The 16991-nt window shown below is 36.8% G+C and carries 16 protein-coding genes; 5 read left to right on the top strand and 11 right to left on the bottom strand.

What is annotated here, in order from left to right; genetic code table 11:
* Nucleotides 1-71: 71 nt before the first annotated feature.
* Genes MLC35_RS05705 through MLC35_RS05695 form a run of 3 tightly spaced genes read right to left on the bottom strand, consistent with a single transcriptional unit; the run spans nt 72 to nt 2800 of the window.
* Nucleotides 72-899: a phosphatidylserine decarboxylase gene (locus MLC35_RS05705; protein WP_151900398.1), complete on the bottom strand. Its 828-nt coding sequence runs from the start codon at nt 897-899 to the stop codon at nt 72-74.
* Nucleotides 892-1968, bottom strand: coding sequence for a tRNA pseudouridine(13) synthase TruD (gene truD / locus MLC35_RS05700; protein WP_418641372.1), 1077 nt, complete (start codon nt 1966-1968; stop codon nt 892-894). Before truD ends, MLC35_RS05705 begins: the two co-directional genes overlap by 8 nt.
* A 13-nt stretch (nt 1969-1981) precedes the next feature.
* Entirely contained in the window at nt 1982-2800 is an 819-nt protein-coding gene (locus MLC35_RS05695; RefSeq protein WP_418641371.1) for a thiamine-phosphate kinase, read from the bottom strand.
* 84 nt (nt 2801-2884) lie between these two features.
* Between MLC35_RS05695 and MLC35_RS05690 the strand changes: the two genes are divergently transcribed.
* From MLC35_RS05690 to MLC35_RS05675, 4 genes are all read left to right on the top strand, one after another.
* Nucleotides 2885-4096, top strand: coding sequence for a GGDEF domain-containing protein (locus tag MLC35_RS05690; RefSeq protein WP_434638280.1), 1212 nt, complete (start codon nt 2885-2887; stop codon nt 4094-4096).
* A gap of 125 nt (nt 4097-4221) precedes the next feature.
* The gene (sdhA, locus tag MLC35_RS05685) at nt 4222-5934 is read left to right on the top strand and encodes a succinate dehydrogenase flavoprotein subunit (protein WP_418641369.1); all 1713 of its coding nucleotides are present in this window, start codon (nt 4222-4224) and stop codon (nt 5932-5934) included.
* A gap of 9 nt (nt 5935-5943) precedes the next feature.
* Complete coding sequence (locus MLC35_RS05680) at nt 5944-6924, top strand: succinate dehydrogenase/fumarate reductase iron-sulfur subunit (RefSeq protein ID WP_151900403.1); 981 nt, start codon at nt 5944-5946, stop codon at nt 6922-6924.
* Between the two features lie 102 nt (nt 6925-7026).
* Complete coding sequence (locus MLC35_RS05675; RefSeq protein ID WP_151900404.1) at nt 7027-7908, top strand: CoB--CoM heterodisulfide reductase iron-sulfur subunit B family protein; 882 nt, start codon at nt 7027-7029, stop codon at nt 7906-7908.
* Between the two features lie 37 nt (nt 7909-7945).
* Here the strand turns inward: MLC35_RS05675 and MLC35_RS05670 are convergent, their stop codons facing one another.
* On the bottom strand, nt 7946-8347 hold the full coding sequence (locus MLC35_RS05670) for a hemerythrin family protein (protein ID WP_151900405.1): 402 nt from the start codon (nt 8345-8347) through the stop codon (nt 7946-7948).
* 132 nt (nt 8348-8479) lie between these two features.
* Here MLC35_RS05670 and MLC35_RS05665 point away from each other — a divergent pair, with 132 nt between their 5' ends.
* The gene (locus MLC35_RS05665; RefSeq protein WP_151900406.1) at nt 8480-9256 is read left to right on the top strand and encodes an exodeoxyribonuclease III; all 777 of its coding nucleotides are present in this window, start codon (nt 8480-8482) and stop codon (nt 9254-9256) included.
* Between the two features lie 7 nt (nt 9257-9263).
* Here MLC35_RS05665 and MLC35_RS05660 read toward each other — a convergent pair whose 3' ends face one another.
* The 7 genes from MLC35_RS05660 to aroB form a co-directional block, all read right to left on the bottom strand.
* The gene (locus MLC35_RS05660; protein WP_434638277.1) at nt 9264-10091 is read right to left on the bottom strand and encodes a helix-turn-helix domain-containing protein; all 828 of its coding nucleotides are present in this window, start codon (nt 10089-10091) and stop codon (nt 9264-9266) included.
* A 107-nt stretch (nt 10092-10198) separates the two neighbouring features.
* The gene (gene mog, locus MLC35_RS05655; RefSeq protein WP_151900408.1) at nt 10199-10732 is read right to left on the bottom strand and encodes a molybdopterin adenylyltransferase; all 534 of its coding nucleotides are present in this window, start codon (nt 10730-10732) and stop codon (nt 10199-10201) included.
* A gap of 140 nt (nt 10733-10872) precedes the next feature.
* Nucleotides 10873-11394, bottom strand: coding sequence for a pimelyl-ACP methyl ester esterase BioV (bioV, locus tag MLC35_RS05650; protein WP_434638275.1), 522 nt, complete (start codon nt 11392-11394; stop codon nt 10873-10875).
* Entirely contained in the window at nt 11381-13033 is a 1653-nt protein-coding gene (locus MLC35_RS05645; protein WP_434638273.1) for an AAA family ATPase, read from the bottom strand. Before MLC35_RS05645 ends, bioV begins: the two co-directional genes overlap by 14 nt.
* A complete protein-coding gene (gene mtaB / locus MLC35_RS05640) occupies nt 13020-14294 on the bottom strand; it encodes a tRNA (N(6)-L-threonylcarbamoyladenosine(37)-C(2))-methylthiotransferase MtaB (RefSeq protein WP_434638271.1) in 1275 nt (424 codons plus the stop codon). The genes MLC35_RS05645 and mtaB overlap by 14 nt, the downstream gene beginning before the upstream one ends.
* On the bottom strand, nt 14294-15925 hold the full coding sequence (locus MLC35_RS05635; RefSeq protein ID WP_434638269.1) for a mechanosensitive ion channel domain-containing protein: 1632 nt from the start codon (nt 15923-15925) through the stop codon (nt 14294-14296). The genes mtaB and MLC35_RS05635 overlap by 1 nt, the downstream gene beginning before the upstream one ends.
* Nucleotides 15925-16974 carry a 3-dehydroquinate synthase gene (gene aroB / locus MLC35_RS05630; protein ID WP_434638267.1) on the bottom strand — a complete coding sequence of 350 codons (1050 nt, stop codon included), beginning with the start codon at nt 16972-16974 and terminating at the stop codon, nt 15925-15927. Before aroB ends, MLC35_RS05635 begins: the two co-directional genes overlap by 1 nt.
* Nucleotides 16975-16991 lie beyond the last annotated feature (17 nt).

The following is a 16991-nucleotide window of genomic DNA, read 5'->3' as shown; positions in this document are numbered from 1 at the left end:
TAAATCAAGAATTTAAGAAAAGCAAAAGACATTGATATACATGAGTATATTTGTAACATAAATAAAAAATATTATTTGGAGTTATATTTTGCTATTGTATCTCCAAACTTTACTTTGTCATTTTCTTTGACTAAAAGTTTTAGCATATCTTCTTCGGCCAATATGACAATGGTAGAGCCCATTTCAAAACAGCCAAAATCTTCACCTTTGTCAAGATAAAGGTTTTCAAACTCATACACCTGTTCCTCTTGTACATCTGCATTTGTCTGTATACGCGTCTCAAAACTTATTTTCATAACGCCGACATTCAATGCACTCACAAGGATAATGTAAAAATATTTTCCTTCTTGTGTCTTACACAGCAGCACAACTCTCTCATTTTCTATAAAAAGATTCAAACGTTTTTTCAACGAAGGGATATTAACAGGATAAAATTTTCCCGGAATGTGTACAGCTTTAAGTACCTGCAGATTCATCGGAATATGATACCGATGATAGTCTTTTGGAGAAAGATAAAAATTTACAAATTCTCCGTTATGCACATAATCTTTTTCTGCCTGTGTAAAATTTTTTCCAAGCAAATTATCAGTTTTATAGCGCATGCCTTTGATTTGTAAAGCATAATCGTCAATAAGTCTGCCGCACTCCGTAATCAAAGAATCACAGGGTGCAATAAAATCTTCTGCATTCAAAGAAAATTTTCTTGGCTCTTTGAGTCTTCTTGTAAAGAGCGCGTTCAGACTCTTATAGGTACCCGGGTCATGGAATTCACTCATATCGAGTCCCATCAGTTTTACATAGGAATAGTTTACAATTTTTTGAAACCAGTGCGGAAATTCTTTATTTGCAAATTTACCGAACAGCTGGGATACGGCTGATGTGATATGTCTCTTATTCATTTATTTTCCTTTTGGCAATTTCTTCTATTAAAACTGTGGCATACGAACCTTTAGGGAGTGTGAAGTTCATTTCATACTGTGCTTCGTGTTTGTTGAAACGCCCTTCTATCTCCGTTGGAAAGACCCAGGCATAGCGCCTGGCTCCGTCAGCATTGATTTCATCATCATAGTCTTTTTCAATGTCTCCTGCAATTTCTGTGGCATGGCGTACTTTTTTCCCGCACAAAAGTCCTGTAACAGAGATGTCGCGTGCATTAAATCTTTCTAAATCTTCTTTTGCGCCTTCAAAGTCAAAAAGTCTTCCATGCGGATAGTGTTCCATAACATCACCGCTGATAAGTTTAAAAGGATGCTTCTGATCTTTCATCTTTTTGACTTCTTCGTTTGGCATGTTTAACAAACTCTCGATCTCTTCAGCCTTAAAACTGTTCACAAGCGTATTGATCTCAAGTCTTCTTGAGAGCCAAAGATTAAACAGATGACTCTGATAGGCATTGATAAGGAGACGTTTGACTCTGGGATTACGCTCTCTTGCCTCTCCTTTTGCCAACTTTTCTCCCAGAATATGGTTATCTCCGTCATTTCCGAATCTTTGATACCCGAAAAAATTCGGCAACCCGAATTTTTCTATATTTTTTAATGCTTCATCAATTTTTTCAGCACTTGTAGGATTGACCTTTTTCAGCTTAATATAAAAACGATTACCTTTTAGATGCCCTATTCTCAACTTGTTGTTATGATAGGTTTTTGAAAGAATTTTTATTCCGTCAAAATTAAAATTTTCCAGCGCTTCTTCATATTTTTTATGCAAAGAGATATACTGCACTGTCATCGCATTTTTATCCTTAAGCCCGGCATAGCCTATTTCTTTGTTTTTTATACCCAGATAACGGGCAATTTGTCCTATCATTTCGTTTGTAGAGAGGTTCTTCTTTCTTACCTGCAGTATTAAATGCTCCCCTTCTCCCGAAAATTCATATAAAGGTATCTCCTCAACTACAAAATCACGGGGAGTCTGTTTAAAGTGAAAATCAATACTTGCATGTGCAAGTGAATAAAATCTGTCCATATTTCTCTGTTCCTTAAAAATGATGTGCTTTACATCTGTTTGTATATTTGTTTCTTACAGCTTTTGCAAAAACTGTCAGTTTTGTTCTGGTTTGTCTGGCATACATTTTGACTTTTTTGAGATCCCTTGCATCAAAAGCAATCAGCATTTCATACTCTTCCCCGCTACATGCAATATGCTTAGGTATTTTTTTTATAAACTGCACGCCTGTTTTGTTCAGTGATGCAATTTTACCCAAATCACTGCATAAACCATCCGATATATCCATACCCGCTTTTAAAACATTTATACTTTTGGTGACAAAATCATTTCTTAATCTGATATGAACAAATTTTGATTTTCTGTGGATTTTCCCCAGGTTTTGCAGTTTTTTCAAATCTTTTGCCGAGCGCCCAAGCTCCCCGGTAAAAGCAAAAAGATAATTTTCTCTGACTCTGGTGCGCAAGAGTGGCTTTTTTGTTTTGGAAATAACGGTTACAGTGATATCAAGCTTTGTATTACTGATTGTATCACCGCCGATAATTTCTATATTGTACTGCTTTGCGACTGATTTAAATCCGTCAGCCAAATCTTTCATTTCTGCTTTTGTCATATTCTTTGGCATTGCAACACTTAACAGTGCATATTTCGGCACAGCATTCATTGCAACCGCATCAGAAATATTTACAAGCATTGCTTTTTGGGCAATTTGGAAACAACTCATCCAGCTGCGTTTAAAATGCACGTTTTCAAAAAATGCATCTTTGGAATAGACAATATTGTCAATCAATGCACCGTCGTCACCAATGTGTTTACTGTTAAATTGTGATATAAAATAATTTTCTAAATTCAATAAGACTTCTTTTTATTAAGCATATATTAATTACTGCCGATATAGAATATAACGCCATTATAACATTATTAGGAAAAACATACTATGAAATATTCTATTAAAAGAATTTTTGAACACTTAAAATTTTATCTGCTTTTTATCTTCTTTTTGGCGTCTTTGGCTGTTTTGCTTACATTTGAAGAACAACTCTCTTTTGATAAAGTCAATAATTTGAACAATCAAAAAAAGATTATTCAAACACTCACACACTTGGATACGGACGATATAGAACTGGCACTTATACAGTTTAACGGAAAAAGCACACAGCTGCATCAAGAAATCGACAAACTGAAAATGCTTTATAAATACAACATTACAGACAGATATATACTGAGAAATGAGAAAGAGTATTTTGATGACTTACAAAGACTTTCTGTACTAACTGACAAATTTAACAATGCGGCACATAAATATTATGTCGGATCAAAAAATAAAAAACTTGCAAAAGAAGCAAAAGCAGAATTAGACAGATCACTGAATGAAATAATACAGCAGATAGATACTATGCTGTTTAAAAGTCTAACCTATAATCAGCAAAAATTTGATATTATAAAAATCCTGGTAATTATCACTTTCTTTCTTATTTTATTTGCAACATTTTGGTACAGAAAAATGCTGACGGCCATTTTACAGGATATTGAGTACCTGTTTCAGGTTGATAAAACTAAAAGCAATTATGAAATTTTTTCACTCGAGGCTGACGCTATTGCACTGAGGATGAACAGAAAAACTGTTGTTCAGAACAACCCCAGCATGCTTGATCCTGTAACAGAAATAAACAACTACAAAGGTCTTGTAAACTCTTATGGAGCAAAAAAAGGACTCAAAGACAGCAACTTTACAGCTGTTACTGTTCTTGAGGTGGATAATTTTTCAAAATCCAACAGAGCCTTTACCCAGGAAGTCACACAGGCAATACTGCGTAAAGTTGCTTACACTGTTTCTTTGCATGAGCAACCCATAGATGTCATCGCGAGAACAGACTACAATCAATTTACAGTCGTTCTTTCACGCTCATCGAAAGAACAGCTTTTCAAAGATATGGAAATAATACGAGAGAGTATTTCTGAACTCAAATTTAATGCACCTGGTCACGGTCCTATACATATAACTGTAACAGGCGGATTTGTCATCAAACCGAACAACACTTCACTTGAAGAGGCAATAAAACAGGCAAAGGAAATTTTAGAATATGCAAAAACAACAGGAAACAATAGAATTTTCCAACTAAGAGACTTAGCCCAAAGAGAGATGTAAAGAGTCACATGTCTCAAATAGTAACAAACACAAACTTCACAAAAACAAATACTGCATTTAACCTAGCCTAAGACTATTCACGCTATAATCAGCATTATTTTAGTTCTTTATTGAAGGATGGGTTAATGAGTATTCCTATTTATACTTACGATGCGATTATAGTTGGTGCAGGCCTTGCAGGATGTGCAGCAGCAAGAGAATTGCAAAATGCAGGAAAAAAAGTTGCTGTTATAACAAAGGTACATCCTTTGAGAAGTCACTCCGGTGCAGCTCAAGGTGGAATCAACGCAGCATTTAGTGATGAAGACAGTGTTGAACTTCATGAATTTGACACTGTAAAAGGATCTGACTATCTGGCAGACCAGGACGCCGTAGAATTTATGTGTAAAAATGCACCTGAAACAATCAGATGGGCAGAGAGAATGGGTGCTGCTTTTAGCAGAAAACCTGACGGTAAAATTGCACAGCGCCCTTTTGGAGGACAATCATCACCTCGTGCATGTTTTGCAAAAGACAGAACAGGGTTAACACTTTTACAAACAGTATATGAACAGGCGTATCGTGTCGGTGTAAAATTTTGGGATGAATGGTATGCAGCTGATATCATCTATAAAGACGGCAAAGTATCAGGTGTCGTTGCCTATAATATTCGTGATATGCAAATGGCTGTTTTTAATGCAAAAACTGTCATGTTTGCAACAGGCGGGTATGCCCGTGCCTATAAAATCAACTCAAATGCCCATGCAAATACAGGTGACGGACTCTCAATTGTAGCCCGTCACGGTCTTCCTCTTGAAGATATGGAATTTGTTCAGTTTCACCCATCAGGACTTTCCGGAAACGGTGTTTTAATTTCTGAAGCAGCTCGTGGTGAGGGTGGCCGTCTTTATAACTCCAAAGGCGAACGATTTATGGAGAAATATGCTCCAAACGCTCTTGAACTTGCATCACGTGATGTTGTTGCGCGTGCAATTTTAAATGAGATCAGAGAAGGCCGTGGTGTCGGACCGAGAAAAGATGCTGTATATCTTGACGTAACACATCTTGGGAAAGAACTTATTATGAATAAACTTCCTGAACTTCGTGAACTTGCGATGACATTTTTAGGCCTTGATATGATAAAAGAGCCTATTTTGATTTCTGCTACGGCACACTACTCTATGGGTGGTATTCCTGTAGATATTGACGGACATGCCCGTAAAAACAATGAAGAATTTATAGAAGGTTTTTATGCCGCAGGTGAGTGCTCTTGTGTATCAGTACACGGTGCAAACCGCCTGGGTGCAAATTCTGTGCTTGAAGCCCTTCTCTTTGGTCGTTTTGTCGGTAAAACAATGGTACGGGATGTAGATACTATTGAACTTCGCAAAGCAAGTGAAGAGGATGCGGCGACAGCACTCAAAGAAATTGAATTTTTACTCAATAATAACGGAAATGAAAGCGTGCCTGCCCTAAGAGAAGAGCTGCAACAGTGTATGACTGCAAATGCAGGTGCATTTAGAAGCAAAGAGACTTTGCAAATCGCAATTGACACAGTAAAAGAACTTCGTAAAAGATTTAAAAATGTACGTATAAAAGACAAATCAAAAGTATTTAACACCGAACTGCAGGAAGCTTTGGAGTTTGGGCATATGCTTGACTACTCTTTGTTTATTGTTGAGAGTGCTATTGCCAGAGAAGAGAGTCGCGGTGCACACTACAGAGAAGATTTTGAAAAACGTGATGATGAAAACTTTCTAAAACACACTATGGCATATATGGATGAGAATGGGAACATTACATTGGATTATATGGATGTTGTTCTTGGCAAACATGAACTCAAAGAAAGAAATTACTAAGGATAACTTATGAGTACAGAACATAAAATAACTACGCAAAAAGTAAACTTCAAAGTATTTCGCTTTAATGCTGATGAAGACTACCTTCCATATTATGAAAATTACGATATGGAAGTGACTTCTGAAGAAGTTGTATTGGATATACTAAACAGAATAAAATGGGATCATGACGGAAGTTTTTCATACAGAAGAAGCTGCCGTCACGGTATCTGCGGAACCTGTGCCATAAAAGTAAACGGAAGATCGACCCTTGCCTGTAAAGAGAGCATGAATGATATGGTAGAACTTTTTGGCAATGAGCTTGTTATTGAACCGTTGAGTAAAAAAAGAGCTGTCAAAGACATGATTATAGACAAAGGTGACTTCTGGGAAAAACACGCTGCTGTCACACCATACCTTGTTGCAGATATTGATGAAAATCCGGAGTCTGAAAACCTTGTATCACCTGAAGATGCCGAAAAACTTGACGAAGCAGATCTTTGTATCCAATGCGGTGCCTGTCATTATGCCTGTCCTGCCGTTGAAATCAATGAAGATTTCTTCGGTCCTGCCGCTTTTGCAGCAGCATATCGCTTCAGTGCCGATGTACGGGACAACTCAACATCAAGACTCGCAGATGTCAATGAAGAAAAACAGGGTGTCTGGGACTGTGTAAAATGTTTTGAATGTGCCGAAGCCTGTCCAAAAGAGATTAATCCTATTGGTAAAATTACAAAACTGCACCAAATGGCTTTCCAGGAAGGTATTGCCAAAAACAATGTTGCAGTTCGTCATGCCGTCGGCTTTAAAAAGTCAATTATGAAAAACGGTGTACTTGATGAGGGTGGACTTGTCCTCTACTCTGAAGGTCCGGCAATTGTTAAACATATACCTGTTGCATTTAAAATGTTTACAAAAGGTAAAATTGTTCCGCCGTGGGGTATCACAAAATCCCAAAATCTTGATGAGATTCAAAAACTTGTAAAATCTTCATCAACTGTAAAGTTTTAGGAGTGTAGCTAAAAGCTACTTTTTTACTAATAGTAAAAAACTTTAGTGATTGAATATTTATTGGACTTTGTTCAATAAATGTGAGAATGTAAGGAAATATAAATGGAAAAACTAAAATACGCACTTTTTACAGGATGTACTGCAAAACAAAGTACTCCTGAACAAATGATGTCAACTATGGCAGTTGCTGAAAAACTGGGAATAGAACTTGTGGAACTGACTGAGGCTTCATGTTGTGGCGCATCCCATCTTCAAGACTATGATGACTTTTTATCTTTGGTTTTAAATGCCAGAAACATTGCCTATGCTGAAAAACACGGGCTTACAATGGTTACTATCTGTAATACCTGTCAGCTCAATACTGCAATGACAAAGCACAGACTTGACAACAACGAAGAGCTCAAAGCAAAAGTCAATGAAAAACTTGCAGAAGTAGGTCTCGAGTATAAAGGTACTTCTGATGTTACACACTTTTTATATGCAATTATTGATGATTTTGGACTTGATAAACTCAAAGAGATGGTTGTTACACCGCTAAGTCAGTTTAATATTGCACCATTTTACGGTTGCCATAATATCCGCCCTTCAGAATTGCAAAACGAAACACATAAAACTGCTGAAAACCCTTATAATCCTACTTCACTTGATGACTTAATCATTGCCTGTGGCGGGGAGACTGTCGATTATGATGAAAAAAACAAATGCTGTGGTTTTCATGTTGAATTGCAGGCACCCCATACTGCAGCAGTTTTAACAGGAAATGCTATTGCCGGTGCGATGGATGGCAATGCCGACTGGATGGTAACACCATGTCCGCTTTGTCACCTTAAACTTGATACGCAGACTGCACATGCAAGTGAGGCGATCGGTCGTGAAGTAGAACTTCCTGTACTGCATATGCAGCAAATGGTTGGACTTGCACTTGGTTGTACTCCGGCTGAACTTGGCCTCAACCATCACTTGGCAAAAGTAGACTTTGTTTAAAAAAATTTCCTAAACTGCTTGGTTTAGGAAATTTACATTACATTGTATCACCGATATGCATTGCAGTCTCAGAATCCCATCGTGCTACATGTAAAACAATCCAGTGTTTGAATTCCTCTTCCAAAAAAGTCTGTATTGCCTGAGGGTCTTTGTTTTCATTCCACTCTTCTAACAAATCTTTTATTTTTCCTCTCATTGTGTCATGTTCGCTCTTATGCATTTGCATTGCATAAAAGTTACTCTCTTCCATCATATCTTCTTCTGTTGTGAAGTGGTCCTCAACATCAAACAAAACAACCTGAAAAAGTTCATCTATTTTTTTAATATCTTTGGCAAGTACCGCATCGTGAAAATTATTAATTATTTCTATCTCTTCTTCATGCAAAATATTCATCATTGCATTTGATACCTGTTGTACATCTTTTGATTCTATTAACATTTTAATCCCTTTTACTTTTATAAAAAAATATTATAACATTAGAGTATTCTTGTCAGATTGATTTACATCAACTTTTTTCTATTGTACTCTCAGACTTGTGCTATAATTTTGAAAAAAAAGTACAGGTCTTATATGTCAGATTCAATAGAAATAATATCATGGAATGTTAACGGAATACGTGCTGTAGCTAACAAAGAAGCGCTTAAATGGATAGATGAAAGAAGCACAGATATTTTATGCCTGCAAGAGATAAAAGCACAAAAAGAGCAAATTCCAGACAATCTGTTTGAAAAAGAGTTCACAGAAGTTGTCATTAATTCCGGAGAACGAAAAGGGTACAGCGGAACAGCCACTTTTAGTATGCTAAAGAGTGATTATACCTCACCATGTAATGACATTGATACAAAGCATGAAGGACGTATCATTGAGACACATTATGGAGATATCGTTCTTTTTAATGTTTATTTTCCAAACGGTCAGAAGGATGAAGAGCGTCTTGCCTATAAGATGAAATTTTATGATGATTTTTTAGCCTATTGTGAAAAGCTCAAAGATGAGGGAAAAAGTATTATTGTATGTGGAGATGTAAATACCGCACACCGTGAAATAGATTTGAAAAATCCGAAAGCAAATGCCAAGACATCCGGTTTTCTCCCAATAGAAAGAGAATGGATAGACAAATTTTTAGATCATGGATATATAGATACATTCAGATATGTCCATGGAGACAAAACAGACGCATACAGCTGGTGGTCCTACCGTTCCAATGCAAGAGTAAAAAATGTCGGCTGGCGCATTGATTATTTTTTCATATCTGAAGATTTGGCGGAAAATCTTGAAGATGCTTTTATTTTGGATTATATAGAAGGTTCAGACCACTGTCCTGTAGGCATTAAAATTGTTTTTTAATCATTGATCAGACTTCTGAAACTTTTAACTGATATACATTGAGTGTGTGTTTTTTATTTATATCTTCAAAAGTCTGACTGGGAGACAGGCCGACTATATTATGAAAGACTTTGTTTAAATGTGCATTGTCGTTATATATGTACTGGGTGTCATTGAATTTCTTTCCATCAGAAATATATTCCATAAAGATCTGATAAAACTTACAGACAAAAATAAATTTTTTGGGAGAAAGACCAATGAATTTTTTAAACTGACGCTCTATAGTACGCCGGCTGCAGGCAAACTCCTGTGCCAACTCTTCTACAGTCACTTCATAATTATACTCTTCAATTCTCTCCAAAATATCCTCTATAAATTCTCTAGAATTATTTTGGTCATTATACATTTGCAAAAAAGCATCATCCAGATAACAAATATCCTGCTCCATACTTTTATGCATATAGAGTTTGGAAAAGTATTTATTGATCACTGTGGTTTCAAGAGGAAGATAGTGGTTATAAAGAGAAGCAGCATCTTTTTTAAATAACTTATAGAAACCTATTGGCAGAAGTTCAGCGAGTATCATAACAGCAGGTTCAACCTGCGGAATGCTTTCTAAGTCCAAAATGCTTTTTTGGGACTTAGCCGTTTTTATACTTGCAGAATACCCTTCCGGAATCTGATATTTTTTATTATTAAGAAGTGAGTAGCCGGTAATACCTCTGTTAAAAACTATAAAGTTCCCGCCATTTGGCAAAAAAAGCATATCAGAGAGTAAAGTAAAATCATATATAACAACATAGCACTTAATTATGCTGCTGAGTTTGATATCTGGTAAAAATACTTCATACTTCATATATCACCAATTGGATTTTATTTAACCCATTGTATCAGAAGTAGGAAGGTTTTTACTTGTACTTATACGACATAATAATTATTATTAAACAATAATTTATATATTCTTTACTTTGATTTAGGTCTAAATGCCTTTATAACATCCTCGTTTGTTTCTATAAACGGACCTTCAATAAGATCTATACAATAGGGAACGGCAGGAAAAACCGCATCAAGACACTCTCTGATTGATTTTGGTTTTCCCGGTAAATTAATAATTAAACTTTTACCTCTGATTCCTGCTGTTTGACGAGAAAGTATAGCTGTTGGAACATACTGCAAACTTACCTGACGCATCAGTTCACCAAAACCCGGCATCATCTTCTCACATACATTTTCAGTCGCTTCGGGTGTCACATCACGAAGTGCCGGACCGGTTCCGCCGGTTGTCACAACCAGGCAGCATCCTGCATCATCACACAACTCTTTCATTGTTGCTTCAAGCACATCCTGCTCATCGGGAATACATCTGTAAACTATTTCAAATTCACTTTTTAAATACTCTTTCATCGTGTCTTGAATAGCCACTCCGCTTATATCCTCATAAATTCCTTTACTTGCTCTGTCACTTGCGGTTATTACACCTATTTTTATTTCACTCATATTTTTTTCCTTTTTATTTTAATAATCAATATTCACTCTTTTATTTCACGGAGCTAGTATATAAATGCCCAAAGCGTAGAGGCTCAGACCAACGGGAGGATTTACCCTCGGAGTTTTAGGCATTTATATACGGTAAAATTTCATGAAAGCTGCAAAAAGTGATTTGCTTCTTTTACGTATGTAACCGTTGCCACATCCAGAAAAAATTCTTTGGCACTCTGCGTATCAACTATCTGGTCTTTTCCACCTAAATAGACTTCAATTGTTACACCTTTATCTGCCAGTGTATATAATTTCTGTATATCCCATTCATAGTTTAAAAGTTCATCCAGCTCTTCCAATACTGTCACACTGCGTTCTACTTCTTTTCTCTCATATGGCAAAAAACAGGCATTTATAAACTGTTGCAAATAGACGTTTTCATTTTTCCTGTATGCCATCAGCTGCAGTTTCTTAAACTTTTCATTTTTACTTTGAAAAAAAGCCGGTGAAAAAAGCTGTAAAGTATCTACTCTTTTCCCTTCTTCCAAGGCTTTACATGTAAACTCAAAAGCTTTTATCGCTCCGTAACTGAAACCGCTTACGGTAAAATCACTTTTATACATATAAGGGTCAAAAAAGTGTTTTTCATTTTTTAAAGAAAATCCGCTAAAAAACTTCATTTAAATACTCTTTTACTTCGGTTTTACTAATACTTTCACGTTCCAAAAGAACATATTCGATTTTTTCAAGCACTTTCAAAAGAGATTCAAGTAATACACGGCTCTCTTCGTAAAGCCTTTTGAGCAGGAGTTCCTGCTCTTTTTCATCCGGCAGTAATGACGAGCACATACCATACTCTTCACACATTTTTTTCACAAGTTTTTTTGCTTCATCCAGATCATCTTTGGCACTGCTTGCATGCTCATTGTACTTTATGTCACAGGCAGCTATTCCGGCTAAAAGCATTTTCACCCGAGATTCAAGTTCCTGTTTTATAAACGGCTCATCCGTAGCAGGTGTCAGCTTTTCGTTTGAAAGCATCAGTTTTTCAAAAGCTATATCATAATAGGTTGCCAGCACTACCTTTCCGGCCTGATAGGTTGCCCGGAATGCTTTTTGTCTTTCATTGAGCATTTGAAGTTTTTTCTTTCCAAACATCACTTTGTCTTTTACCTGCTCAAAATGTTCCAAAGTAACATGAAAATCATTCTGTCTCAAAGCCAACAAAGCCGCCTCATTTACAAGTGCTGCCAGTGCGGCACCGTTAAATCCCACAGTCATATTTGCTATTGTTTTGACATCCAGCTCGTGCGGTACTTTTTCCAGATACTTCATCAAAATCGCTTCACGTTCTCGTTTGGTCGGAAGTTCTACAAAAATCCGTCTGTCAAAACGTCCTGCACGCAGCAGTGCCGAGTCTAAAACATCTATTTTGTTAGTCGCAGCAATAACAATCACTCCGCTTGAGCCTTCAAATCCGTCCATTTCAGTCAAAAGCTGATTCAGAGTTGCTTCTCTTTCATCATTTCTGTTGCCGTCTCTCTTTTTTCCTACGGCGTCGATTTCATCTATAAATATAATAGAAGGTGCATTTTTTTTCGCTGCTGCAAAAAGTTCATGCACACGTTTAGCCCCCATACCGACATAAATCTGCACAAATGATGCCCCGCTCTGATAATAAAAAGGCACACCCGCTTCATGCGCAACCGCTTTTGCTATCATCGTTTTTCCAACACCGGGAGGTCCTATTAAAAGCACTCCTTTTGGCATACGCGCACCAAAACTTTTGTATCGCTTTGGATTTTTCATGAAATCTATAATCTCTTCGAGTTCCACTTTAACATCGCTGATACCGCCTATATCATCAAAACTCACATCACTTTTTATCGCTTCAATATGAGCATTTCCCTCAGAAGAAGAAAGATTTGTATCATTTTTGAGTTCATTTGCAGTAAAAATTTCTCTGAATGATTTTTTTTGCCATTTTCTAAAAGCTAAAGAACCAAGTCCCAAAACCAGTATAAACAGTAACAGATAAAGCAATATATTTGATTCATTGTCAACTTCAACTTTATAATCAGCAAACATATTAGGTGTTACCTGTGAAAAAGGGATTTTATAATATCCTTTTTTTGTTTTTAGGTAAACATATTGTTTCGTAGCAACAACCTTTTCAACATTATGGTTTTGCAACAGTTCTTTGGCCTGTTTCAGGGTTATGGCATCAGCATTGTCCCGAAGCAGAGCAAATAAAATCAGTATTATAATAATAAAGGCCGATACATAAATCGCAATTCTGTTTGTTTTAGATTCTGGCATAATTGAAGTCCTTTTTTACTTCATAGTTGGTAACAGTAATCCAGTTTCCAACCAGATCTTCTTGAGACTCTACAACAATTTTATTAAAATGCTGATCAAGCCCGTGATAGAATCCTTCTTTACAAGACTCTATCAGCACCTCAAGCTCTCCCCTGTAAGCCTTTCTGAAATCAAAATTTTTCTGTTGAATCAACTCTTGCAATTCGTGCAGTCTCTCTTTTGCTGTTTTACCGTTTACCTCCGGCTTCATAGTGGCAGAAGGTGTGCCATCACGCTTTGAATAGGTAAAAGCATGAATGTGTGTCAAAGGTAAATCTCTTGCATTTTGCATAGCTTCTCGCCATAAATCTTCACTCTCCCCCGGATGCCCTGTTATAAAATCGGTGCCTATTGCGTATCCCTTTTCTGCCAGGAGTTCAAACAATGCTTTATCCTGCTTGTAAACATTTCTTCTGTTCATCAGTTTTAACATTTTTGGCGAGGTGTGTTGCAAAGCAATGTGCATATGCTTTTCCATCCACGGCTCATCCAAAATCTCTTTAAATTCATCTGTAATCTGAACAGGTTCAACACTCCCCAGACGTATGCGTCTGACACCGCGAATTTGAGACATTTTTTTCATAAGTTTTGCCAAAGATGTTTTTGTATCCTGCCCGTAACTGCCGACATTCGTACCGGTTAGGATAAATTCGCCGAAACCGTTCAGGGCAAGTCTTGCGACCTGCTCTAAAATTCTATTTTCATCCATGCTTCTGGCATCACCGCGTACATAAGGAATGATACAGTAAGAACAGCGAAAATTACATCCCTCCTGTATTTTTATAAAAGCTCTGCTTTTGCCGACAAACTCATCCACTATCATATCGTCTATATGGTTCAGATCACCCGGTTCGTAAAAGGGTTTTTCTTTTGCCAAAAGTGCATCTATCTTCTGCTTTTCACTCTGACCGAAAACTCCGTGGATACGGTTCTCTTTTAAAAGAGATTCTCCCTTGGTATGGGCACCGCAGCCGGTTAGAAAAAGCTTTGCTCCCCCATTGTTTTTTTCTACCTGTGAAATATAGGAACGCACATGGGTATCGGCACCATTGGTAACCGTGCAGGAATTTATAACGATGACATCGGCTTCTGCTTCATTTTGGGTTATTTCATACTCTTTTAATGAACTCATCATAACCTGAGAATCATAAAGATTTGTTCGGCAGCCAAATGTTTTAAAATATACTTTTTTTGCCCCGCGGACATTTTTTTTACTCTGCATTAGACTATTTCTCCGTTATGTGCACTCGGTGATTCACTCTGCATAGATACATGCAACTTCTGTGTAGGATACGCTATCGTAATATCATCCGCTTCCCTGAATGCATCCAAAATTTCTGTTGAGATGACACTTCTGAGCGTTAAAGTAGCATAGGCATTGGTAAGATACCAGGCTTCTATATCTATCCCGTTTGCTTCTATAAAAGAGTAGATTCTTGGTTCTACGTTGGTGTTTTTCAAATTATAATGCTGTCTGAGTTTGTTAAGCTGTTTTCTTGTAATATCCGTATAACCCTTAGAAAATTTCTTAGTGATTTCTTTGACTATATGCATAGCTTTCTTATGGTTGGAGTCAAAGGTAATCGTAATCTTTACACCATCCCAAACCGTCTTGAGCGAATTATGTGTATAGTTTGCAATCATCTGGGTAAAAATATAGTTGTTCGGTATAAATATAATACGGCCTGCTCTTCTGTTGTGCATGATGGATGTCAAAGTTATATCTTCCAAAATCGTCATACGAAGGAGCGAAATATCTAAAACATCGCCGACATATTTCATCCCTCCCATATCTACACGGATTCTGTCCCCTACATGTATACTTCCGCCAAAGACGATAACAAGCCAGCCCAGCATCGACATGAACCAGTCTTTCATCGCAATGGCTATACCTGCTGAAGCAAATCCAAGGATTGTTACAAGGTAGGAAGCGTTTTCTATATAGTTAAAAAACAGAATCAAAATTATAATGATGAAATTTGTAAATGTGATGATTTTGTTTGCCATATAAAAACGTTCGTTGTCTGTAATATATTTCTTGACAACCAGCTTTAAAAGAAAAAATATAAAAAATACGAACAGTATTGCCATGCCTATTTTTATCAGTCTGTAAACCTGTTTTTCAATGCCTTTGTTGATGTTTATCTCTGCAATATCCAGGCGTTTTTGATAGACATTCATTGTTACATTCATAGTATCAAGTGCCTGTTCAAACATCTCGAGCTGTGCAAGTTTGTTTCTGTATATCTGAGCATATTTTTTGTTTTTTGGCTGCAGCTGCAGAATTTTTTTATAAATCTTTTTCTCTTGTTTTAATTTGCTGATCAAATCTATCAGACTTTCTCTTTTTTTCTTGTACTCTTCAAGATTAGCATTGAGTGTTTTTATCATAGACAGACCGGTAAGAATATCAAAAGGATTGTTTATTTCCGGTACTTTGTCGATATTTGGCGGCGTTATCAGTTCTGAAAACGGTGCAGAACTGTTGGTGCCTTTTAATTTTTCAATCTGTGAAGCCAAAATATTTTCTTTGGATATCAAGGCGATGAGTTCATCTTTGTCGGCATCTGTTTTAGCATGTTTTGCAAGATACCTGATTCTTTTTTTAATGGCATCAAGATTATGCTTCACATCCATAGATGTCAGGTAGGAAGAGTAACTTTTCATCCACATGTTTTCATCAGATATATCCGACTCTATGGTGTTTATCTGCTGTTCATATGCTTTTGTCTGTTCAAATGTAAGGGCTTCTTCTTTTGTTGTATCTGTGGCATTTTGTTCAACAGAAACATCTGCCTGCAACAAAGAAGAAAAAAGTATACTAACAGTAAAAATGAAAGACTTTAACAGCATCAGTTGTTTCCAAATGTACGAAGAACACTGAGAATCAACTCTTTATCAACTTCATCTGTAATTTTTACGCCACCAATACCTACGGGGATGATAAACGTTACAGAAGCATCCAGACTTTTTTTATCCAGGAAGAATGTTTCATAAAAACTGTTGACATCTTCGATGGTATAAGAAGTCGGCAAATCATACTTTTGCAAAAGCTCTTTTACCCTCTGTGCTTCCTGTGACGTCATCAGGTTCATAGCCACAGCAACTTCGTTCGCTATCACCATACCGATGGCTACCGCTTCACCATGCAAATAGGTTTTGTATTTTGTTTCGTTTTCAATGACATGCCCAAATGTATGCCCGTAATTCAGAGCAGCTCTCAGTCCATGCTCTTTTTCGTCTTTGGCGACAACATCTGCTTTTGTCTGTACAGCCTGTTTGATGGCTTCTTGCAAAACTTCTTTATCATGCAGATCGGCTGTTTCTAAAAATTCAAAGAAATTTCTGTTAAAGGTTACTGCCATTTTGATAATCTCGGCAACACCGGCTCCAAATTCCCGCTTGGGAAGTGTCGATAAAAAATGAGGGTCAATATAGACAGCTTTGGGCTGATGAAAAGCACCTATTAGATTTTTTCCGTACTTGTTATTTATACCTGTTTTTCCGCCTACACTGGCATCTACCTGAGAAAGCAGTGTTGTAGGTACCTGAACAAAATCAATACCGCGTTGGTATATACTTGCCGTATATCCTGTCATATCTCCTATAACGCCGCCTCCAAAAGCAATAAGCATTGATTTTCTGTTAAAACGGTGGTTAAACAAAGATTCCAATATCAAGTCAACAGAATCCTGGTTTTTATACTCTTCTCCGTCAGGTACTGTAATAATGTAAAGTTCTTTTGCTGATATTTTTGAAAGGAAGTATGCCAGATGAAGTCCGGCCACTTTCGGGTTGGTAATAATAGCTACTTTTTTGTCAAAATGAACTTTTTTAATCGTATCTATAGTAATGTCATATGAGTTGTCAACTGTTTGTTTTAAAGGGATGTTTACCTGCATTGTCTATCCAAAATTAT

Source organism: Sulfurimonas sp. NW7 (assembly GCF_051132265.1).
In the GTDB taxonomy this organism is placed as follows: domain Bacteria; phylum Campylobacterota; class Campylobacteria; order Campylobacterales; family Sulfurimonadaceae; genus Sulfurimonas; species Sulfurimonas hydrogeniphila.
This window is presented reverse-complemented; position numbering and strand designations above follow the sequence as displayed.